This window comes from Halopseudomonas xiamenensis, assembly GCF_014219065.1.
GTDB lineage: Bacteria > Pseudomonadota > Gammaproteobacteria > Pseudomonadales > Pseudomonadaceae > Halopseudomonas > Halopseudomonas xiamenensis.
Genome location: NZ_JACLGO010000019.1, coordinates 64,824 through 86,935 on the forward strand (window position 1 = coordinate 64,824; position 22,112 = coordinate 86,935).

Annotated in this window: 17 protein-coding genes; 8 read left to right on the top strand and 9 right to left on the bottom strand. The window is 63.4% G+C overall.

Annotated elements, in window-relative coordinates:
- Window positions 1-20: 20 nt before the first annotated feature.
- The 4 genes from tssE to tssA are packed head-to-tail and all read right to left on the bottom strand — an operon-like array spanning window position 21 to window position 4,017.
- A complete protein-coding gene (gene tssE / locus H6X51_RS13265) occupies window positions 21-425 on the bottom strand; it encodes a type VI secretion system baseplate subunit TssE (protein ID WP_185267967.1) in 405 nt (134 codons plus the stop codon).
- Between the two features lie 6 nt (window positions 426-431).
- On the bottom strand, window positions 432-1,904 hold the full coding sequence (tssC, locus tag H6X51_RS13270; RefSeq protein WP_185267968.1) for a type VI secretion system contractile sheath large subunit: 1,473 nt from the start codon (window positions 1,902-1,904) through the stop codon (window positions 432-434).
- A gap of 16 nt (window positions 1,905-1,920) precedes the next feature.
- Window positions 1,921-2,427: a type VI secretion system contractile sheath small subunit gene (gene tssB, locus H6X51_RS13275; protein WP_185267969.1), complete on the bottom strand. Its 507-nt coding sequence runs from the start codon at window positions 2,425-2,427 to the stop codon at window positions 1,921-1,923.
- An 18-nt stretch (window positions 2,428-2,445) separates the two neighbouring features.
- On the bottom strand, window positions 2,446-4,017 hold the full coding sequence (tssA, locus tag H6X51_RS13280) for a type VI secretion system protein TssA (RefSeq protein ID WP_185267970.1): 1,572 nt from the start codon (window positions 4,015-4,017) through the stop codon (window positions 2,446-2,448).
- 554 nt (window positions 4,018-4,571) lie between these two features.
- Between tssA and H6X51_RS13285 the strand changes: the two genes are divergently transcribed.
- Both H6X51_RS13285 and H6X51_RS13290 read left to right on the top strand, forming a co-directional pair.
- Window positions 4,572-5,090 carry an Hcp family type VI secretion system effector gene (locus H6X51_RS13285; protein WP_185267971.1) on the top strand — a complete coding sequence of 173 codons (519 nt, stop codon included), beginning with the start codon at window positions 4,572-4,574 and terminating at the stop codon, window positions 5,088-5,090.
- A gap of 264 nt (window positions 5,091-5,354) precedes the next feature.
- Entirely contained in the window at window positions 5,355-6,650 is a 1,296-nt protein-coding gene (locus H6X51_RS13290) for an OprD family outer membrane porin (RefSeq protein ID WP_185267972.1), read from the top strand.
- 50 nt (window positions 6,651-6,700) lie between these two features.
- On the opposite strand, the gene phrB is transcribed toward H6X51_RS13290, so the two are convergent.
- Window positions 6,701-8,131: a deoxyribodipyrimidine photo-lyase gene (phrB, locus tag H6X51_RS13295; RefSeq protein ID WP_185267973.1), complete on the bottom strand. Its 1,431-nt coding sequence runs from the start codon at window positions 8,129-8,131 to the stop codon at window positions 6,701-6,703.
- 133 nt (window positions 8,132-8,264) lie between these two features.
- On the opposite strand from phrB, the gene rarD reads away from it, so the two are divergent.
- The 4 genes from rarD to H6X51_RS13315 all read left to right on the top strand — a co-directional run bounded on the left by rarD (window position 8,265) and on the right by H6X51_RS13315 (window position 12,509).
- A complete protein-coding gene (gene rarD, locus H6X51_RS13300; protein WP_185267974.1) occupies window positions 8,265-9,182 on the top strand; it encodes an EamA family transporter RarD in 918 nt (305 codons plus the stop codon).
- A gap of 135 nt (window positions 9,183-9,317) precedes the next feature.
- On the top strand, window positions 9,318-10,409 hold the full coding sequence (gene pdhA, locus H6X51_RS13305; RefSeq protein WP_185267975.1) for a pyruvate dehydrogenase (acetyl-transferring) E1 component subunit alpha: 1,092 nt from the start codon (window positions 9,318-9,320) through the stop codon (window positions 10,407-10,409).
- Window positions 10,402-11,394, top strand: a complete 993-nt coding sequence (locus tag H6X51_RS13310) for an alpha-ketoacid dehydrogenase subunit beta (RefSeq protein WP_185267976.1) — start codon at window positions 10,402-10,404, stop codon at window positions 11,392-11,394. The genes pdhA and H6X51_RS13310 overlap by 8 nt, the downstream gene beginning before the upstream one ends.
- Complete coding sequence (locus H6X51_RS13315) at window positions 11,394-12,509, top strand: dihydrolipoamide acetyltransferase family protein (RefSeq protein WP_185267977.1); 1,116 nt, start codon at window positions 11,394-11,396, stop codon at window positions 12,507-12,509. Before H6X51_RS13310 ends, H6X51_RS13315 begins: the two co-directional genes overlap by 1 nt.
- Window positions 12,510-12,617: 108 nt before the next feature.
- Here H6X51_RS13315 and H6X51_RS13320 read toward each other — a convergent pair whose 3' ends face one another.
- Window positions 12,618-13,769 (bottom strand): GGDEF domain-containing protein, encoded by a 1,152-nt coding sequence (locus H6X51_RS13320; RefSeq protein WP_185267978.1) that lies wholly within the window; start codon window positions 13,767-13,769, stop codon window positions 12,618-12,620.
- Between the two features lie 269 nt (window positions 13,770-14,038).
- On the opposite strand from H6X51_RS13320, the gene H6X51_RS13325 reads away from it, so the two are divergent.
- Together H6X51_RS13325 and H6X51_RS13330 are read left to right on the top strand one after the other, a co-directional pair.
- Entirely contained in the window at window positions 14,039-14,419 is a 381-nt protein-coding gene (locus tag H6X51_RS13325) for a DUF2946 family protein (protein ID WP_185267985.1), read from the top strand.
- A gap of 163 nt (window positions 14,420-14,582) precedes the next feature.
- Window positions 14,583-16,601, top strand: coding sequence for a TonB-dependent copper receptor (locus tag H6X51_RS13330; protein WP_185267986.1), 2,019 nt, complete (start codon window positions 14,583-14,585; stop codon window positions 16,599-16,601).
- Window positions 16,602-16,929: 328 nt separating this feature from the next.
- On the opposite strand, the gene H6X51_RS13335 is transcribed toward H6X51_RS13330, so the two are convergent.
- The 3 genes from H6X51_RS13335 to H6X51_RS13345 all read right to left on the bottom strand — a co-directional run bounded on the left by H6X51_RS13335 (window position 16,930) and on the right by H6X51_RS13345 (window position 21,411).
- Entirely contained in the window at window positions 16,930-17,727 is a 798-nt protein-coding gene (locus tag H6X51_RS13335; protein WP_185267979.1) for an undecaprenyl-diphosphate phosphatase, read from the bottom strand.
- A 108-nt stretch (window positions 17,728-17,835) separates the two neighbouring features.
- Window positions 17,836-19,146, bottom strand: coding sequence for a prephenate-dependent tRNA uridine(34) hydroxylase TrhP (trhP, locus tag H6X51_RS13340; protein ID WP_185267980.1), 1,311 nt, complete (start codon window positions 19,144-19,146; stop codon window positions 17,836-17,838).
- Between the two features lie 78 nt (window positions 19,147-19,224).
- Window positions 19,225-21,411 carry a methyl-accepting chemotaxis protein gene (locus H6X51_RS13345; protein WP_235991341.1) on the bottom strand — a complete coding sequence of 729 codons (2,187 nt, stop codon included), beginning with the start codon at window positions 21,409-21,411 and terminating at the stop codon, window positions 19,225-19,227.
- Between the last annotated feature and the right edge of the window lie 701 nt (window positions 21,412-22,112).

Consider the following 22,112-nt stretch of genomic DNA (forward strand, 5'->3'; position numbering starts at 1 on the left):
CCAGTGCCGGTCGGCTCCGGTTACTGCACCTGGACCCTGCCGCTGCCATCGAGGCTGGCGGCAAATCTGATCTTCTGCCGCTGACCATCCACTTCCAGCGTTCCCTCGATGGCGAAGGCCAGGCACAGAGGGTCATGGTGGCGTGGCAGGGCGATCACCCGTACCCCATGCAGGCGGGGCTCATGGCGTTCGATGAAGCCTTCGATGGCGCTACGTGCCTGCTGCAGTGCATCGTGTACCGACAGGCGCATGTCGTTGAGATCAGGCAGCCCGTAGTCGGGCAGGGTCTGCACGCTGCCGGCACGGGTGCTGAGCATGCGTGCCAGGTGCCGCGACACGGACGCGGCAACCGCATCGGTCTGTGCCAGGCTGCGGCGTTGGCCGGTTTCACCGGCCAGGCGTTCAAACAGGCTGCCATAGCTCATTGCGCCTTACTCCTTGTCCAGCTTGCCGACCAGCGACAGGGTGAAGTCGGCGCCCATGTACTTGAAGTGCGGCCGGACGCTGAGGCTGACGCGGTACCAGCCCGGCTCGCCCGCCACGTCGGCGACCTTGATCTGGGCGGCCCGCAGTGGCCGGCGACCGCGCACTTCCGGGTTCGGGTTGTCCTGGTCGGCGACGTACTGGCGGATCCACTTGTTCAGTTCCAGTTCCAGGTCGGTACGCTCCTTCCAGGCACCGATCTGCTCGCGCTGCAGGACCTTGAGGTAGTGGGCCAGGCGGTTGACGATGAACAGGTAGGGCAACTGGGTACCCAGGCGGAAGTTGAGTTCGGCGTTCTTGCCTTCCTCGCTGTTGCCGAAGAACTTGGCCTTCTGCGCCGAGTTGGCGGAGAAGAAGGCCGCGTTGTCGCTGCCCTTGCGCATGGTCAGCGCGATGAAGCCCTGCTCGGCCAGTTCGTACTCGCGGCGGTCGGAGACCAGCACTTCGGTGGGGATCTTGGTTTCGATATCGCCCATGCTCTCGAAGCGATGCAACGGCAGATCCTCCACCGCGCCGCCGTTCTGCGGCCCGATGATATTGGGACACCAGCGGTACCTGGCGAAGCTTTCGGTCAGGCGCGTGGCAAAGGCGAAGGCGGTGTTGCCCCACAGGTAGTCCTCGTGGCTGGCAGCGACGTTTTCCTTGTAGACGAAGCTCTTGACCGGGTTTTCCTCGGGGTCATAGGGGGTACGCAGCAGGAAGCGTGGCAGGGTCAGGCCGACGTAGCGGGCATCGTCACGCTCGCGGAAGGCTTGCCACTTGGCGAACTGGGGACCTTCGAAATGATCCTGCAGGTCCTTGATGTCGGGCAGGCCATTGAAGCTTTCCAGGCCGAAGAACCTGGGTCCGGCCGAGGCGATGAAGGGGGCGTGGGCCATGCTGGCGACCGTGGCGACGTACTGCAGGGTCTTGATGTCCGGTGCGCTGGGATCGAAGTAATAGCTGGAGATCAGCGCGCCGACCGGTTGGCCACCGAACTGGCCGTACTCGGCGGTATAGACGTGCTTGTACAGGCCGGACTGGACGATGTCGGGACTGTCCTCGAAGTCTTCCAGCAGGTCCTGCTTGGATACGTTGATCAGCTCGATCCTGGTGTTCTCGCGGAAGTCGGTGCGATCGACCAGCAGCTTGAGCCCGCGCCAGGAAGATTCCAGTGCCTGGAAACTGGCGTGGTGCAGGATGGCATCGACCTGCTGGCTGAGCTTGGCATCGATCTCGGCGATCATGCGGTCGACCAGCGCTTTCTTGACCGGCTGTTTGTCGTTCTGCGGTTTCAGCAGTTCCTCGATGAAGGCGGACACGCCGCGCTTGGCGATACCGTAGGCTTCATCCTCCGGGTTCAGCCGCGTCTCGGCGATGATACGGTCGAGAATGCTGTCGCTGCTGCTCTGGGTGCTCTGTAGTGCGGTCTGGGTAGTCATGGCAGGCGTCCTTGTCTCATGCATCCGGGGTCTGCTGGGCGGCCAGGCCCAACTCGTTGAGCATGCGCTCGCGCGAGTCGTCATCGCTGAGCACGCTTTCGATGGCCTTGCGGAAAGCCGGCGCATTGCCCAGCGGTCCCTTGAGGGCTACCAGCGCATCACGCAGTTCCATCAGCTTGTGCAGTTCGGGAACCTGTTCCACCAGGTTGGCAGGGTTGAAGTCCTTCATCGAATTGATGCGCAGGTTGACCGCGAGGTCTTCGTCTTCGGCATCGTCCTGCAAGCGGTTGGGTACGTTGAAGCTGAGGTTCAGTTCCTGCTTGGCCAGGACCTCGTCGAAGTTGTGCTTGTCGATCGAAATGGGTTGGCGCTCCTCGATCTTGCGCTCGTCCTCGCGCTGGGTGAAATCACCCAGCACCATCAACTTCAGCGGCAGCTCGATTTCTTCCTGAGCGCCATTGGTGTCCGGACTGAAGGTAACGTTGACACGTTCCTTGGGTGCTACCGAGCCGTCTTTGGCCATTTTCGTTCTCCTGTTCCGTTATGCCCCTAGGGCCTGCTCAAGCACCACGTCGAAATCGAGGTGGCACAACCGTTGTAGAATCTGTTCGCGCTGCTGGCGCGAGGCCTTGCCGGCGCCCTGCAAGTCATGCGTTTTCAGCAGCAGGCGCAGGACGCGCACCAGCAGTTGCGGTTCCCAGTCCGCCAGCTGCGATTGTCGCAGGCTGTGTTCCAGGCCCTCGAGCAGATGCCTGGCCAGTTCATGCTTGCCCGCCTGCAGGCACAGGCGAGCGGTCGCCAGTTGCCAGTGCAGCTGCGCGCGTCCGCCGCGGGCGCTGGCGCTGCCGGTTCTCAGGGGGGCCAGTGCGGCCTTCAGGCCGTCCTTGCGCAGCAGCTCACCGGCTTCCGCCAGGGCAGCGTCCCAGGGTTCATCGATGCCGGGTGCCGCTGCGGTATGGCCGCTGTCGATGGCGCCGCTATCCAGCAACACCCTGCTGTTGATCCAACCCAGGGTCTGCTGGCTGGCGAATGGCGTGCCATCGAAGAACAGCAGGTTCTCGATGCCCGGCAGGCGTTGCAGAAAGCCACCGAGATGCTGCTCGACCTCCTGCCTGGCGCTGTCGGCTTTGAGTTCGTCGAGGCAGTGCCAGGCCAGGTACTGACCGTCCAGCCAGAACGGTGAACGGGCCAGGCTGCTTTCAACTTCACGCAACAGCTCTGCCGGCTGGCCCTGGTGCAGGCGTTCCTGCAGGCTCTTCAGGCGATCGACCGGCAGTCCCCTGAGCCCGGTCTTGCCCTGGGCGTCATGTTCGGGCAGGGCTTCGATGGGTAGCCAGAGCAGGGTGCGTGACAGGCTGATGGCACGCGGATCTATGGCTGACTGGGCGTGCCACCACTGGCACAGCGAGCGGGCCTGCTCCTGCAGGGCGCGCAAGGCCTTGTGCGCATCGCGGGCACTGGCGATAGGCTTGGCCGTCTGTGCCGGACTGGTCGGCGCAGGCTGCGCGGGCGGATGCTCAGGCGCTGCAGCCACCGGCGGGAGCACGGATGTGGTTACGCTGCCGGTGCTGGCGTTCTTGCCGATCTGGCTGTGCAACTGCCTGCACAGTGGTTGCAGCAACGGCGCCTGGTCGCCCAGCACGCGCTGCAGGTGCTGATCCAGGCTGTCCAGGCTGCCATGCAGGTGCTGGAATGCGGGAGCGCTGCTGCTTGCGTTCAGCAACTCGGGCAGACTTGCCTCGAGCCGGTTGCCCAGCCAGCCGACCGCTGCAGCGCGGGTCCTGTCCTTGCGTGGATGCAGATCGTCCCAGTGCTGCATGAGGCTGTCCAGCATGGCAACGCCAGCCTGCAGCCCGTTGATCCCTTCGCAACGATACAGGCCCCAGGTCAACCAGCAGGCCACGCGCAGGTCCTTCGACAGGCTGCGCAGCAGCTGTTCGGCCTGGACCACGATCTGCTGCCAGTCCGGCCCGGCATCGCTGTATATCGAGCCGGCTTTTTCCAGGCCGGCTTCAATCGTCTCGAACTCGCTGGAATACCGCGCATCCGCACCGGCGAAGTCATTCTCGCTGATGGGGGTGGTGGCCAGTGATATGTAACGGGTCGCGAGCATTGACGATTGGGTGGTCCGTGAGAGTGTGTTCTGGTGAGACTTCATTACTTGCCGTGGTGCTTTCAAATCGGCTGCCAAATATATGGATAAAGTTGGCTTTTAATGACTTGATCAACTTGGTGTCTTGTGCAAGTTGTTGCGCAATTTGCTTTCGGAGCGAACTCTAGAGTCTATGTCCGTTTAGGACAAGTCGAGTTGTGTGAGCTGTTCGTTGTTTTGGAAAGATACTTTGATTTATCTTGTTCAAGGTGCTGATTACGGTGCTTGTGCAACTTTTTGCGCAACTTGTGTCGGGTGAGACAATGGGTGGCGGCTGTAACTGTTGCTCTTCCTGTACTCCGGGAAAGTTGGGCAATACTTCGTCACGGTTGCGCAAAAAGTTGCGCAGTCATATGTGCGCTAGTTCACAGCTCTCTGTTGAAATATTGTTTGTCGCTGGGGCTGTTTTTCTATCTTGTTGATATTGTTGGTGAAAAAATGACTGGCATGCACCTTGCTGAACTTGTGATTCCCGGACCCGTTTGCAGGTCCTTATCCAAGGCAAGGAGAGCGTAATGCCAACACCCGCATATATGACCATCGAGGGCACCAAGCAGGGCCTGATCACCGCCGGTACCTTCACCGAGGACTCGGTCGGCAATATTTTCCAGGAAGGCCATGAAGACCAGATCCTGGTTCAGGCCTTCGACCATCAGGTCATCATTCCGCGCGATCCGCAGTCTGGCCAGCCGACCGGCCAGCGCGTGCACAAGCCACTGATGATCACCAAGGTGTTCGACAAGTCATCGCCGCTGGTCTTCAATGCTCTGACGTCCGGCGAGCGCCTGAGCAAGTGCCGCCTGGAGTGGTACCGCACTTCGGCCACCGGGACCCAGGAGCACTACTTCACCATCGAGCTGGAAGACGCCATCATCGTCGACGTGCAGTCGCGCATGCCGAACTGCCAGGACCCGAACCTGGCTCACTTCACTCACCTGGAAGATGTCTACTTCACCTACCGCAAGATCATCTGGACCCATGAAGTCTCCGGAACCTCCGGCTCTGACGACTGGCGCACACCGATCTCCGCGTGAGCCGGTGACAATGCCTCTGCCATCGGCCGGGTAACCGGCCGGTGGTTTTTTCGTTTCAGCGCCAGCAGGGTCACGAATCCGGCAACAGAATCAATCCGTGATCGACCCGGGATGGTGCCGGATCGCGTCCGAATGTCGCTCCCGCAGCGCCGCCGCTAGGAAATCCCCTCAGAATATGGATAATGCGTGACCATCCCGTTACAGCTTCGGTGAGCTGGTGATGGGTCTCTCACACTAAATAAAACAGCATCTATGGCATCCAAAATGACCAAGTACAAACTGAGCGCCATTGCATTGGCCCTGATGACCTCCGTCCCCGCCCTGGCAGCCAGCCAGGCGGATTCCAAAGGCTTTGTCGAAGACAGCAGTCTCGATCTGTTCCTGCGCAATGCCTACATGAACCGTGATTACCGGAACGGTGATCAGGACAAGGCCGAGTGGGGCCAGGCTGGTGTGCTGACCTTCACCTCCGGCTTTACCAAGGGCACTGTGGGCGTGGGCGTGGACGCCTTCGGCATGTATGGCTATCGTCTGGATAGCGGCGGTGGTCGTGCTGGTGCCGGTGGTATCGATTTCTTTTTCGCAGATGACCAGAATCCTGACGGTACCTTTAACAATGTTGAACGGGATATGGCCCATGCCGGTGCTGCGGTCAAGGCGCGCTTCTCCAAGACCGTATTGAGCTACGGCGACCAGCGCCCGGTACTGCCTGTACTGAGCCACGATGACAGCCGTCTGCTGCCGGAAACCTACACCGGCACCATGATCACCTCCAACGAGATTGATGGTCTGACCGTACATGCCGGTCGGTTTCATGCTCAGCATCGCAAGAGCGATGAAGGCCGTGATAGCGGTGGGCTGAACTCCATCGAAGTGCTGGGTGGTAGCTACCAGTTCAACGACAATATCCGTGCCGCGCTGTACGCCTCGGATGTGGAAGACGTGCTCAAGCGTCAGTATGCCAACCTGAACTACATTCGTCCGCTGAACCAGGGCGACACCCTGACGCTGGATTTCAGCGGCTACCGCACCAAGCAGGACAGTGAGTGGGATGGCAGGGGCGATCGCAACAACCTGTGGAGCCTGTCCGCCAACTACGCCACTGGCCCGCATGACTTCACTCTGGCCTACCAGCGCAGCAGCGGTGACACCGGTTACAACTATGGCTTCTACCAGAATGCAGGTGCTGTAGGTGATGGCGGCACCACCATCTGGGTCGCCAACTCCTTCTGGTCCGACTTCAACGCAGAAGACGAGCGTTCCTGGCAGCTGGGTTATGGTCTGGACTTTACCCAGTTTGGTGTTCCGGGTCTGAGCTACAACTTCGCTTATGTTCGCGGTACTGACATCACTGTCCGTAATTCTGCTACCAATGTTCGCGAAGCTGGCAGCGCCAGCGAGCGTGAAATCTTCAACCAGCTGAAGTATGTGGTGCAGAGCGGTGCGGCCAAGGATATGAGTGTTCGTCTGCGCAGCTCGGTACTGCGTGCTTCGAACAGCTATACCCAGGACGGTAACGAAGTGCGCATCTTCGTCGACTTCCCGATGAATATCTTCTAAGCACTCCCCCCGGCACGGTACAGGCTCCTGTACCGTGCCACCTTTCCCTTTCATTCCTGATCAGCTTCAGCCGGTGGCAAGTCCCTGAATGCCGCCAGTGCCCGCGCTCGACTTTCCGCCAGGTCGACGATGGGGGCAGGGTAGTCGCACAGCATCCGGGAAAGCGGTGACGGCTCGTGGATATCGTGACGGTCCAGTTCGCCCAGCTCCGGTAGCCAGCGCTTGATGAAGTGCCCCGATGGATCGAAGCGCCGCGACTGGGTAACCGGATTGAACAGTCGGAACCAGGGTACCGCGTCGGTACCGGTGGACGCGCTCCATTGCCAGCCGCCATTGTTCGCCGCCAGGTCGCCATCGATCAGATGCTGCATGAAATAACGCTCGCCCTCGCGCCAGTCGATCAGCAGGTTCTTGCTCAGGAACATGGCGACCACCATGCGCAGGCGGTTGTGCATCCAGCCGGTGGCCAGCAGTTGGCGCATGGCCGCATCGATCAGCGGAAAGCCGGTGCGTCCTTGCTGCCAGGCCGCCAGCTCGTCCGGCGCATGGCGCCAGGGCACCGCTTCGGTATGCGGACGGAAGGCCCGGTGCCGGGACACCCGCGGATAACCGACCAGGATGTGTTTGTAGAACTCCCGCCAGAGCAACTCGTCGATCCAGCTGGTCACCCCGGCATTGCCGCTGTCGAGTTCGCCCTGATTGCTCATCAGCGCGGCATGCAGGCATTGGCGTGGCGACAACGCGCCGGTGGCCAGGTAGGGCGAGAGCTGACTGGTGCCGGGCTCGGCCGGCAGGTCGCGTTGCTCGGCATAGCCATGCAGGCGCTCGTCGCTGAAGCGCTGCAGGCGTTGCCGCGCGGCCTGCTCGCCGGCAGGCCACAGATCGCGCAAGGCCTGGTCCGGGGTGGCAAAGCCGGTCACGCTGGCGGGAACCGGGTCGGCATCGATGCCGGTAGCCTGCTGCGCTGCTGGTGCCGGCAGGCAGGATGGTGGTGCCAGCTGCAGCTGCTGCAGGCAGGCCTTGCGGAACTGGCTGAACACCTTGAAGTAGCTGCCCGAGCGCGTCAGCAGGCTGCCGGGGCGCAGCAGCAACTGATCGAGGTGGGAACGGAATCCCGCGCCCTGTTCTGCCACCTGCCTGGCCACGGCCTCATCCCTTGCGGCTTCGTCGAGGCCGTATTCTTCATTGGCATGCACCAGGGTGATACGATACTGATGGCAGAGCCGGGCCAGTACCGCCGGTGCCGCCGCCCAGCTGTCCGCGGTGCGGATCAACAGGGGTACGTTCAACTGCTGAAGCTCGCCGGCCAGCGCCTGCAGGTTACGCAGGCGCAAGTCGATCTTGGCCGGCGCCTCGTCATGGGCCTGCCATTGCTGTGGGCTGAGCAGGAACAGCGCCAGGGTCGGTCCCTGTTCCAGCGCGGCGGTCAGGGCGGTGTTGTCATGTACCCGCAGATCGTTGCGGAACCAGATCAGTTGCATGTCGAGGGTTTCACTCAATGGGACAGGGTTGCCAGAATGACAGCCGCGCCGGGGATCGACAATTCATTCCCCGGCGTGCATTGTGTCCGCCACGTTTGCCGTGGTGGCTCGTTTCCATATACCGGGAGGTGGAATGTCTATCGGGGTAGTCCTGTCGGTGACGGCATCGGTACTGTTCGGCGGCCTGTATTATTTCTCCACGCTGCTGGCGCCGCTGGATGGCGAGCAGATCTTCGGCTGGCGCATGCTGCTGACTTTTCCCTTTGTCACCCTGTTCATGCTGGTGGCCGGCTACTGGTCGCTGGCCCGGGAATTGGCGGCGCGGATACGCCAGCGTCCGGCGCTGCTGCTGGTGCAACTGCTGAGCGCGGTGCTGGTGGGCCTGCAGCTGTGGCTGTTCATGTGGGCGCCGGTCAATGGCCGGGCGCTGGAGGTCTCGCTGGGCTACTTCCTGCTGCCGCTGAGCATGGTCCTGGCCGGGTACCTGATCTTTCGCGAGCATCCCTCACGGCTGCAACAGCTGGCCATCGCCTGCGCCGTGCTGGGGGTGGGGCATGCGTTGCTGCAGGCCGGCACCTTTGCCTGGGAGACGCTGCTGGTCGCCGTGGGCTATCCGGCCTACTTCGTGCTGCGCCGCCTGACCGGCACCGATAACCTCGGTGGCTTCTGGTTCGACATGCTGTTCCTGCTGCCGGTGGCCGGCTGGTTCGCCTGGGCCGGTGGCGCCGGTCCGGCATTGTTCGTCGAACTGCCCCGGCTGTACCCGCTGGTGGCGCTGCTGGGTGCCTTCAGCGCCCTGGCGCTGGTGACCTATACCATGGCCAGTCGCCTGCTGACCTTCACCCTGTTCGGCCTGCTGGGCTATGTGGAGCCGGTGCTGCTGGTGCTGGTGGCGCTGCTGCTGGGCGAGAGCATAGCGCCGGACCAATGGTTCACCTACATAGCCATCTGGAGCGCCGTGGGCGTGCTGGTGTTCGAGGGGCTGCGCCATCTGCGGCGCAGTCGCGGGGCCCTGCGCCGGGCTGCGGACCGGGACAGCGATCCGCGCTGAGGCGCCTTGCCGCTGCGAAACCTGACCTATACTGCTGACGAGCGCGTCTGCGCCGTCACCGTCGCCGCCCCATCCGGGCGCTGGCGGGGAAGACCGGCCACAAGCCGGCCGTCCATCATGGTCAGGAGGAGAGCTATGCCCTTATCCGTACGGATTCCCTTCACCCGTTATCTGGATGATCACGGCCAGCCGCTGGATGAATTGCCGGGCTGGGTCGATGATCCCGAATTGCTGCTCGAGCTGTATCGTCAGATGAACCTGGTCCGCGTGTTCGACCAGAAGTGCATCGCCCTGCAACGCACCGGCCAGATCGGCACCTACGCCTCGACCCTGGGCCAGGAAGCCATCGGCACCGCGCTGGGGCGGGCGATGACCGCCGAGGATGTGCTGATTCCCTATTACCGCGACACCGCGGTGCAACTGCAGCGCGGCGTCGCCATGCAGGACATCCTGCTGTACTGGGGCGGCGACGAGCGCGGCAGTGCCTGGTCGGCCTCGACCGCCGCCGAGGATTTCCCCATCTGCGTGCCGATCGCCACCCAGGCCTGTCATGCCTGCGGCGTGGCCTCGGCCTTCCGTATCCGTCAGCAGCCACGGGTAGCGGTGACCACCTGCGGTGACGGGGCCACCAGCAAGGGCGATTTCCTGGAAAGTCTCAACCTGGCCGGAGTCTGGCAGCTGCCGCTGGTGTTCGTGGTGAACAACAACCAGTGGGCCATCTCGGTACCGCGCAGCCTGCAGTCGGCCGCGCCGACCCTGGCGCACAAGGCGCTGGCGGCGGGGATTCCCGGCGAGCAGGTGGATGGCAATGATGTGCTGGCGGTATACGACTGTATCAGTGCCGCCATCGAACGGGCGCGCTCCGGCAAGGGGCCGACCCTGGTGGAGTGCGTGACCTATCGTCTGGGCGACCATACCACCTCCGATGATGCCAGCCGCTACCGCTCCGCCGATGAGCTGAGCGAGGCCTGGAAGCACGAGCCGATTGGCCGGTTGCAGCGCTTCCTGCATCAGCAGGGGCTGTGGGACGAGCGCCGCGAACAGGACCTGCAGCAGCAACTGACCGAGCGCATCAATGCCGCGGTGGAGCAATTCCGTGCAGTGCCCGAGGCCGATGCGGCGGCAGCCTTCGATCATCTGTATGCACAACTGCCCGAGTGCTATCGCGACCAGCGTGATGAGCTGGTCGCGCGGGCAGCCACGCTGGGAGGGACGGACCATGGCTGAACAGACAACCCTGTGCATGGTGGAGGCGATCAACCTGGCGCTGCACCGGGCCATGGCCGATGATCCCGACGTGGTGGTGCTGGGCGAGGATGTGGGGCCCAACGGCGGCGTATTCCGCGCCACGGTCGGCTTGCACGAGCGTTTTGGCTTTCGGCGGGTGATGGATACGCCGCTGGCCGAAACCCTGATCACCGGTATCACTGTGGGCATGGCTGCCCAAGGTCTGAAGCCAGTGGCGGAAATCCAGTTCATGGGCTTCATCTATGCCGGCATGGAACACCTGATCTCCCATGCCAGCCGCCTGCGCAGTCGTACTCGCGGCCGGCTGAGTTGCCCGATGGTGCTGCGCACGCCCCACGGTGGTGGTATTCATGCACCGGAACATCATGGTGAAAGCACCGAAGCCATGCTGGCCCATGTGCCCGGCCTGCGGGTGGTGGTGCCATCCTCGCCACGGCGCGCCTACGGTCTGCTGCTGGCGGCGATCGCCGACCCGGACCCGGTGATCTTCCTGGAACCGTCGCGGCTGTACCGTTCGGTGCGCCAGGTAGTGGAGGATGATGGCCAGGCGCTGCCGCTGGATACCTGCTTCACCCTGCGCGAGGGTCGCGACCTGAGCCTGGTCAGCTGGGGCGCGGCGCTCAAGGAGACGCTGGAAGCCGCCGGCCGGCTGGCCGAGCAGGGTATCGATTGCGAGGTCATCGATGTCGCGACGCTCAAGCCGCTGGATACCGCCACCATTCTCGCCTCGGTCAGTAAGACCGGCCGCTGCGTCATAGTGCACGAGGCGGCGCGCAGCTACGGCCCCGGCGCGGAAATCGCCGCGCTGCTGCAGGAGCAGTTGTTCCATGCACTGCATACGCCGGTGCAGCGGGTCACCGGGTTCGATTGCGTGATCCCCTATGCACGGCAGGAAATGGCCTACCTGCCGGACGTCGAGAGTATCTGCCAGGCCGCCTATCGAACCATGCAGGGGGAGCCATGATGAAGCAGTTCAAATTGCCCGATCTGGGTGAAGGCTTGCAGGAAGCGGAGATCGTCGAATGGCATGTCAAGGCGGGTGACAGCGTGGCGGTGGACCAGTTGCTGGTCTCGGTGGAAACCGCCAAGGCCATCGTGGACGTGCCCTCGCCCAGGGAGGGGGTGATCAGCCGCTGCTTTGGCGAGGCCGGGGACCTGCTGCACGTCGGTGAACCGCTGGTAGAGTTCGAGGGTGAGTCCGAGGACAGTGGTACCGTGGTCGGCAATCTCGGCCAGGCCAGCGGCCAAAGCGATCTGGCCGCTGATGACTTCATCGTCGGTGCCGCCAACTCCAGCCGTGAGGCCTGGGCGGTACGAGCCGCACCGGGGGCGCGCAAGCTGGCCGAGCGCATGGGCGTGGAACTGCAGGGCATGGCTGGCAGCGGGAGCGGCGGATTGATCACCGATGCTGACGTACAGCGCGCCGCAGCGGCCCAGCCGGGTAGCGGCGAGGCGCTGCGCAGCGTGCGCCGGACCATGGCCAAGAACATGGCGCGGGCGCATGCCGAGGTGGTGCCGGTCACCATAGTCGAGGACGCCGACCTGCATCGCTGGCCTGATGGCGCGCGTGATCCCATGGTACGCCTGGCGCGGGCCATTGCCCGCGCCTGCCAGGCCGAGCCGGCGCTGAACGTGGCCTTCGATGGCCCGCGTCTGAGTGTGACCCGCCATCAGCATATCGATCTGGGCGTAGCGGTGGACACACCCGATGGGCTGTTCGTGCCGGTACTGCGCGATGTCGCCAACCGCGATGCCGAGGACCTGCGCCAGGGGCTGGCGCGGTTGCGTGCGGATGTGCTGAGCCGCTCTATTCCGCCGCGCGAGCTGATGGGCGCGACCATCACCCTGTCCAACTACGGCACCCTGTTCGGCCGCTATGCCAGCCCGGTGATAGTGCCGCCGCAGGTGGCGATCATCGGCGCCGGGGTGATCCGCGATCAGGTGGTGGCCTGGGACGGGCAGCCGGCGGTACACCCGGTGCTGCCGGTGTCGCTGACCGTCGACCACCGCGCGGTGACCGGTGGCGAGGCGGCGCGCTTTCTCAAGGCGTTGGTCGAGGATCTGCAGAGCGCGGAGTAGTGGCTGCCGTTCGCACCGGGGGACGCCGCCTCCCAACCCCTGTGGGAGGCGCGCCCCACGCCGATGCGGGCCGCAGGTCCGCCAACCGGCGTACTGAGGTATCTCCCGCTACAGCGCCTGTATCCGATTACGCCCGGCGGCCTTGGCCTTGTACATGCGCTGGTCGGCCAGCGCCAGCAGTTGCTGGGGCTGCTCGATGCGGTCGTAGTAGCGCTCGGCCACGCCGATGCTGGCGGTTAGCGCGGTGCCATCCGGGCGTTGGCCCAGCCCGATGGCCTGCAGCCGTTCCAGTGCCTGACGGGCGCGGGTCATGTCGGTATCGGGCATGATCAGCAAAAACTCCTCGCCGCCCCAGCGCACCAGGCTGTCGGAGCTGCGCATGCAGTCCTGGATGTGCTGGCTGGCCGAGCGCAGGGCGGCGTCGCCGATGCCATGGCCGAAGCTGTCGTTGATCTGCTTGAAATGATCCAGGTCGATGAAGGCCAGCGACAGCGCGCTGTTGTTGCGCAGGCTGGTGTTCCACTGCACCTGCAGGATCTCCTCGCCGCTGTTGCGGCTGAACACGCCGGTCAGGTCATCACGGATCGCCTGGCGCAGCAGCGCCATCATGAACGCCAACTGGCTCATGCAGGCCAGCCCGGTGACTCCGGCGATCAGGATCAGCAACCAGAAGGCACCGACGAACGATGGCCAGTTCAACGTCGACCAGTTCAGATAACCGGCGACGGCCTGGGCCGCCAGCAACACCACGGCGACCAGCAGGTTTTCCAGCAGCGTCAGCGGGAACAGTGCCAGGCCGGCCATCAGCACGAAGGGCAGGAAGGCGTAGCCGGCGGCGACCGCGGCGGGCATATCGACCAGCTCGTAATGGGCCAGCAGGGTGTGCGAGCTGATATAGAACAGCGTGGGGATGGCGAACAGGATGAACATCGCCAGGTAGGCATCGGTCATGCGCCCCTGCTCGCGGTAGAACAGCAGCAGGCTGAAGAACGCCAGGCACACCACCACCCGCAGCGCCAGCAACTGGGTCCAGAGCGGATAGGGAAAGGCGATCAGATCGACCACGCCCCACAGCGGAGTGAGCAGGGCGAACAACAGGGCGAACAGGCGCACCCGGCCAACGATCAGGCCGGCCCGGTGGCGGCTGACCAGCAGTGAATGACGGAAGGGAGTCAGCAGTTTCAGCCGCTCATGGGGTTCCAGTTCGGCGGGCAGCAGCGAACTGAGGCGGCGGCGCAGCAGGTCGGCAAAGGGCAACATGGATGCTCGAGTAATGTCGTTATGATATTTGAGGCCAAAGTATAATGCGTTTCGGCGTCAGGCGATGACGCAGATCAATAATGCAGGTAATTGATCTGGGCCAAGGCCAGCAGCGCCTTTTCTCCTATACTGCCCTCTCGGCAGGGCTGCTGTGACCTCCTGTCACATGCTCTGCGCCGGCCCGCCATGGGATCATCCGGGTTATCGGCCCCGCGGGCCACGTCATCGTTGATCAAGGATCGGTTGTGCTGGGAAAACGGCTTTCGACACTGAGTATCCGGCTTGGCCTGTTCGCCATGCTGATGATCCATGTCGGCCCGTTGTACTCCGCGCTGCAGCTGGCGCAGGCTGCGGCTGCGCCAGCCAGTGAACAGCATCACCATCAGCACGCCGACCATGGGCAGGCCTCCTCTGCCCATGGTCATCACCGCCCTCCCTCGGATAATGCTCCCGACTGGCTGGCAGCCCTGGAGCTGTGCGGCTATTGCGAGCTGCTGACGCTCAGCCCGCCACTGACGCTGTCGCTCAAGCTGATCCTGCCCCGGCATGAGCCGGAACGCTTCCTGGCACTGCCGGCCGCGCCGCTGCTGCCGATCTGGCGCCGCAGCGCGGGCTACGCGCGCGCCCCTCCTGCCCCTTTCCACTGCTGATGTCCGCCGCCGTGTGCGCACGGCGATACATAACCATTGAAGTGGAAAGCTACCCATGTCCCGACCTATTCGTGGCCATCAGGCAGGCGTGTGCCTGCCCAACCCCTTTTCTGTAAAACCTGCCCGCCTGCGCTGGCAGCTTGCCTACAGCGCCGCGCTGCTGATGCTTGCCGGTGGCGCCCTGGCCAACGAGCATCATCATCCGCAACACGACGACGCGCTGGTATTGCCACCGCGGGTGATCACCGCGGTACAGCAGGACTCCTCGCTGACCATCATCACCAACCCCAAGGACGCGCGCCAGCCGATCCCGGCCAGCGATGGTGCCGACTACCTGAAGACCATTCCGGGCTTCTCAGCCGTTCGCGGCGGTGGCAGCAACAGTGATCCGGTGCTGCGCGGCATGTTCGGCTCGCGGCTCAAGCTGCTGACCAATGGCGGTGAAATGCTCGGCGCCTGTCCCTCGCGGATGGATGCGCCATCCTCCTACATCGCCCCGCAGAACTTCGATCAACTGACGGTGATCAAGGGGCCGCAGACGGTGGCCTGGGGGCCGGGCGCCTCGGCTGGCACCGTGCTGTTCGAGCGGCACCCGGAAGCTTTCGATGAGCCAGGCAGCCGCCTGGATGCCAGCGTAGTGGCCGGCTCCAATACCCGGCGCGATGTGCAGGTGGATGGTGCCATCGGCAGTAGCGACGGCTACCTGCGCCTGAGCGGCAACCGCTCCCGTTCCGGTGACTACCGGGACGGCAATGGTGATCGCGTGCCATCGCGCTGGTACAAGTGGAATACCGATCTGGCACTGGGCTGGACCCCGGATGACGATACCCTGCTGGAACTGACTGTCGGCGCCGGTGACGGCGAGGCGCGCTATGCCGGGCGCGGCATGGACGGCTCGCAGTTCGAGCGCGAGAGCTTGGGTCTGCGCTTCGAGAAACAGTTCAACGGTGGTGCCCTGCGTGAGCTGGAGGCGCGGTTGTACTACAACTACGCCGACCATGTGATGGACAATTACAGCCTGCGCGTGCCACCCAGCAGCGGCATGATGGCTGGCGGCATGGCGTCGAATGTCGATCGCCGTACCCTGGGCGCCCGGCTCGGTTCCACCTGGGTCTGGGATGATCTGCAGCTGCTGGCCGGCGCCGATGCGCAGCGCAATACCCATCGGACGCGCAATAGCATGGGGGTGGATGATGCCTATAAGCACCAGCCCTGGGCCAAGGATGCCAGCTTCAGCCAGATAGGGGTGTTCTCCGAGCTTACCTGGTCACGGCAGGAGCAGCAGCGGCTGATCGGTGGTGTGCGCCTGGACCAGCACCATGTGGAAGACTTCCGTAACACCATAAGCGCCGGGCACGGCGGCGGACATGCCATGCCCAACCCCACCGCCGGTGACACACGCCGGGAAACCCTGCCCGCCGCCTTCCTGCGGCTGGAGCAGGACCTGTCCAACCTGCCGGCCACGGCCTATGTCGGTATCGGTCATGCGCAGCGCTTCCCCGACTACTGGGAGCTGTTCTCGCCCAGGCAGGCGGCGGGTGCAGTGAATGCCTTCGATGGCATCGATCCGGAGCGCACCACCCAGCTGGATGTCGGCCTGCAGTACCAGCGCGAGGGAATGCAGGCCTGGATTTCCGGCTATGCGGGCATGGTCGATGACTTCATCCTGTTCGACTACACTGGCATGGGCGGCATCAGCAGCGCGGAGAATATCGATGCGCATATCATGGGGGCCGAGGCGGGTATTGCGCTGGATGTGACTGACAACTGGCAGGTGGAAACTAGCCTGGCCTGGGCCTGGGGCCGCAACCGCAGCGATGGAGAGGCACTGCCGCAGATGCCGCCGCTGGAAAGCCGTTTCAACCTGACCTACGCCCGCGACAACTGGAGCGCTGGTGCCCTGTGGCGGGTGGTTGCTGCGCAGAGTCGCACCGCAGACGGCAAGGGGAACGTCACCAGCAAGGACTTCGGTGACTCGGCTGGCTTCGGCGTGCTGTCAGTCAATGCCGCCTACCGCTTCAGTGACGAGGTGACCGCCAGCGTCGGGGTGGATAACCTGCTGAACAAGGCCTACGCCGAACACTTAAATCTGGCCGGTAACGGCAGCTTCGGCTTCCCCGCCGAGATCCGGATCAACGAGCCGGGTCGTACCCTGTGGGCCAAGCTGGATTTGAGTTTTTGAGGTAGCTCCCCCTCTCCCCAGCCCTCTCCCGCGAGGGGAGAGGGGGCTGTTTTTTGCGTGCTGGCTGCCTTTAGTTTTCCTGACATTCTCGGGCTAACATGGATTGCCGATATTACCGGTTTGCACAAGACAGCTCCGGCTCCCCTTGCGGGGCTCAAGCGGGCGAAGCAGTGCTTCGAAGATGAGCAGCCTTGTAAACCGGCAGTATGGAAAACCCATGTCGCCGGCCTGATCCGTTACCGATGTTGCCGGTTTGCACAAACAAGCTCCCCTCTCCCCTTGCGGGAGAGGGGCGGGGGGAGAGGGGGAGGGGTTCTAACCAACCAGCTCAGTAAAACACCACCAGCAGAGCAATACCCAGAATGATCCGGTAGACCACGAACGGCTGCATGCCGATACGCTTGATGAATACCAGGAAGTAGTGGATGCACAGGAAGGCACTGATCGCCGACACCAGCACACCCAGGGCCATCGCGCCCCATTCCACCGGCACCTGCGCCTCGACCAGGTCCTTGGTCTTGAGCAGGCAGGCCAGCAGGATCACCGGGATCGACAGCAGGAAGGAGAAGCGCGAAGCCGCCTCGCGGTTCATTCCCATCACCAGCGCGGCGGTGATGGTGATACCGGCCCGTGAGGTGCCGGGGAACAGGGCCAGCGCCTGGGCGCAGCCGATCACCAGTACATCCTTCCAGGTCATCTGGTCCACCGTGCGGCTGCCACGGAAACGCCAGTCCACCCAGCCCAGCAGCAGGCCGAAGCCAACCAGGCCAAGGGCCAGGTAGAAGGGCGAGCGCAGATACAGCTCGATCTCGTCCTTGAATGCCAGGCCGGCCAGGCCGACCGGGATGGTGGCGAAGATCACCCCCCAGGCCAGGCGTGCGTCGTCATTCAGCTTGCGGGTGGCAAGCGATTGCGTCCAGCTGGTGGTCATGTTGAGCAGGTCGCGGCGGAAATACAGCAGTACCGCGAACAGGCTGCCGAAGTGCAGCGCGACATCGAACGCCAGGCCCTGATCAGGCCAGCCGGTGAGGGCGGGAACCAGGATCAGGTGGGCCGAGCTGGAGACAGGTAGAAACTCGGTCAGGCCCTGGAGCAGGGCCAACACCACAACTTGCAACCAATCCATTTTGTACGGAGCTCCGTGGTCAGAGGGAAAACAGGGCTGGGCAAGCGCGCAAGTAAACCATGAACCGACCGGCTGAGCGAGTATTTACGTGGCCTGTTCAGCTGCCGGTCAGCTAACCGGCAGGTAACGCAGCAGCAGCGCTTTATTCACGTCGATACCCTCCGGTTTGGGAATGCGCACCATATGGCCGGTGCCAGGCGCAACCCCGGTCGGCTGCCCGTGACGATCCAGCAGTGAGTGCAAAGCGAAACTGTGATTGCCCGAGGGCGTCATAAGTTCCAGCTGGTCGCCGACAGCAAAGCGATTTTTCACCTCGATGCTCAGCCAGTTGCCCAGATCCTCCAGCACCTCGCCGACGAACTGGTGGCGCAGCATGCTGGAGTTGCCCCGCTCGTAATTCTGGTAGACCCCCGGCGGATGACGGCGATAGAAGCCCTCGGTGTAGCCGCGGTTGGCCAGGCTTTCCAGGTCGTCCATCAGCCCCAGATCGAAGGGGCGCCCGGCGACGGCATCGTCGATCGCCCTGCGGTAGGTCTGCACGGTACGGGCGACATAGAAATGCGACTTGGTGCGCCCCTCGATCTTCAGCGAATGCATGCCCATATCGACGAAGCGCTGCACGTGCTGCACCGCACGCAGGTCCTTGGAATTCATGATGTAGGTGCCATGCTCGTCTTCCTCGATGGCCATCTGCTCGTCCGGCTTGTCGCTCTGGTTGAGCAGGTACACCGGTTGCGGCTGCTGCGGCTCCTGTAGCTGCACGACCGCCTCGAGGTTGCCCTCGGCGGTTTCCTGCGCTGGCTGCAGATCGTACTTCCAGCGACAGGCGTTGGTGCAGGCGCCCTGGTTGGCATCGCGGTGATTGAAATAGCCGGATAGCAGGCAGCGCCCGGAATAGGCGATGCACAACGCGCCATGCACGAAGACTTCCAGCTCCATGTCCGGGCATTGGCGACGCACTTCCTCGATCTCCTCCAGCGACAGCTCGCGTGACAGGATCACCCGCTCCAGGCCCTGCTGCTGCCAGAACTTCACCGTGGCCCAGTTGGTGGCGTTGGCCTGCACCGACAGGTGCACCGGCAACTGCGGCCAGCGCTCGCGCACCAGCATGATCAACCCGGGGTCGGACATGATCAGCGCATCCGGACCCATGGCCACGACTTCTTCCAGGTCACGGATATAGGTGGCGACCTTGCTGTTGTGCGCGGCGATATTGCTCGCCAGGTAGAACTTCCTGCCCTGCGCATGCGCTTCGGCAATCGCCTCGGCCAGCACCGCCGGGTTGTGGAAGTCATTCTCGCGTACGCGCAGGCTGTAGCGCGGCTGACCGGCATACACGGCATCGGCGCCGTAGGCGAAGGCGTAGCGCATGGCCTTGAGGGTGCCGGCGGGGGCCAGCAGTTCGGGGGCTTGGGGCATGGTTGGCAATCCTGTTTACAAGACAAGAAAAGAGCCGGGCAGAATAATCAGCACGCGCCCCCGGCGCATTGACCAGGGTCAGGTTGGCGTCTTGCTGGCGGTTGCTCCAGTACCGGGTGGCATCTCCCTGAATCGCTGGCGTTGGTCGGCGCTGACCCGGAAACTGTCGGACAGCTGACTCAGCCGTACCGCAGTTTCACGCACCTGCACCGAGCTTGCCCGCAGGTTGTGCATGACACCCGCCATGGCGCTGGTGGCCTGGGCCACCTGTGCGACCTGGCGGCCATGCGCCTTGCTGTTGCTGTCCATCTGCGATATCACGTTGAACAGCTCATCGACGCTGCGTTGCAGCATGGCATTTTCCGCAGAAGCCATATCGGTCTGCTGCAGTTGTTGATCTACCTCTGCCACGCCGTGCTGCATCTGGCTGACGGCCTCGCGGGTAGCGTCGCGGATGCTGTCCACGCATTGGCGGATTTCTGCGGCGACACGTGCAGTGCGTGCGGCCAGGGCGCGCACCTCGTCGGCGACCACGGCGAAGCCGCGCCCATGCTCGCCAGCGCGTGCCGCCTCGATGGCCGCATTCAGCGCCAGCAGGTTGGTCTGGCTGGTGATATCGGTGATCAGGCTGACCATGCTGGCGATATCGTCGGAGCGCTGATCGAGCAACTGGACACTGTCGGCGGTCTGCGCCACGGTATCGCGGATCTTGCGGGTGCCGCTGGTGACCTGGTCGAGCTGTTGTCGCGCTGCGGCTATCACCTGGCCGAGGCTGTTGCGCATTTGCTCGGCGGTCAGGGTGGCTTCGTCGAGACTGGCCAGTTGCTGCTCGATCATCGCCAGCATCTGCTGGATATCATGGCTGACGCTGGTGACGCTCTGGCTCACCTGTTCGTTACTCGCGAGCATGCGCTCGCTGTTGTCGAGCACATGGTGGCTGGTGTCCTTGACGCGGCCGACGATGTTGTCGAGATTGTCGATGAAGCTGTTGACCCAGCGCCCCAGCTCGCCGGTCTCGTCAGGCGCCAGCCGGCTGTTGTCCAGCCGCTGGCGCAGGTCGCCTTCACCTTCGGCGATGTTGCGGATAATCTCGGTCATGCGCCCGGTACGCCTTGCCAGCTTGCGCGTACCCTTGCGCCAGAACCAGAGTGCACCACCGCCTGTCACCGCGGCGGTGAGCAGCACCTGCACCAGTGCACTCGGCTGCCACAGCGCGAGGGCATATTGGTTTGCGCCAATCAGCATCAGCACCAGTGCAAACTGGCGCATCAAGCTGTAGCTCAGCGAGCGATAGCGAAACACCTCCTCCAGATCGGCCTCGCACATCATGCCCCAGCGATCTGACGAGCCTTGCAGGGTGAAGGTGGTGCCCTTGCCGATGACCGGAATATGCCGATAGTCGGCGTATCCGGGGTAGGCGACGAACAGGTTGCTGCCGTGCCTGATGGTTTCCCGTACGCCGGGATGCAGCTGCCCGGTGGCCGGATCGGTGAAACGGATTTCGAGTTCGGTATGCTCGCGCACCTGTACAGCGCCCCAGCGGGTACCGATGCCATCCTTGAGATTTTCCCCATGGCTGAAGGTGTTGTCCTCGAAGCGCGACCGGGACAGCGCACGCCCCGGTTCGATGTCCGGGTCGATGCATGACTCGACCATGAAGATGTAGTTGTCACCGGATTCGGGATAGACATGGCCCGCCTCGCGCTGGATCAGGTCGCCCAGCACATCGTTGGGTATCCGCGCGCACAGGCAGCCGCCCTGGGGCAGCGGCAGGTAGAACATCAGCGTGACGGCATCGTGGAAGCTGGAGCTGCTCGGGCCCAGCGCCTGGGTACGTTGGTCCACATAGGGGCCATGCAGGAATGGCTGCTGCAGGCCCCTGCGTACGGCGACGGCGGGTAGTTCAGCGGGCAGGTCGGCTGCACTGCCATACAGCGGCTGGCCGTTGCCATCGAGTAGCAGGAGTTCGGTGGCGTCGGGCAGGCGTCTCAGCAGCAGGGAGAGCTGCCGGGTATCGAAAGGCTGTTCATCCAGCTGCAATTGCTCGGCGATGCTGTGTAGGGCCGCCCATTGATTGTCACACCACTGTTGCAGCAAACGCACCCGCGTTTCGGCGATGCTGGTGAATATCTCCTCCACCTGCGTTCTTCGATTGCGGTTGAGCCAGCAGGCCCAGCCCATGCGTAGTTTACCGGCACGGCCAGTGAGAGGCAGCCAGCGCCGCTCCCGTTCGGTCAATGCCATGGTCTGGCTGGGTGCCTGCATGCGCTCAATCCTTCCTGAAAAGTGATATGAGCAAATAGGCAAGAAACGCGCCACAGGCTCAGCGCCTGATGTCGCCTGGCCATTGCAGGTGTTGGGTGGGAGTCGCTGACCCATAACGGGGCGCGCTGAGTCTGCGTAGTTGCAGGAGCACTGTAATGGTGCGTGCCCGAGCAGAGCCGCGGACTGTCAATCCTTGCTGATTGCCACGATCACCGCCGATGTCAACCACGGCAAGGTGCTGTGCGTGATACGTGAGCGGTGCATCTGCTTGGGATTGGGTTGATTGGTTCCCCCTCTCCCCCGGCCCCTCTCCCGCAAGGGGTGAGGGGTGACGCGTGCCGGTGGCTGTGGAGTGATCCTGGATTACCGCGTCTCTGGTCACCTTCAGGTCTTGGAAGATCAAGTCCAATAGTATTGACGCTCCTCCTGATAACAAGACCCCGTGATAACCCTGTCCGCTAACTATTTGCTTGCTTTCAGGGTGGCATGGCCAACCAGTCGCGAGTCCCCCCTCGCCCCTTGCGGGAGAGGGGCCGGGGGAGAGGGGGAGCCCACAAACACCCCAAAAACAAAACCCCCAGCTCTTCCGAGCCGGGGGTTCCGTTGTTGCCAGCAGTCAGGCTATTACAGCTTGCCAGCCAGCTCCGGCACCGCCTCGAACAGGTCGGCTACCAGGCCATAATCAGCCACCTGGAAGATCG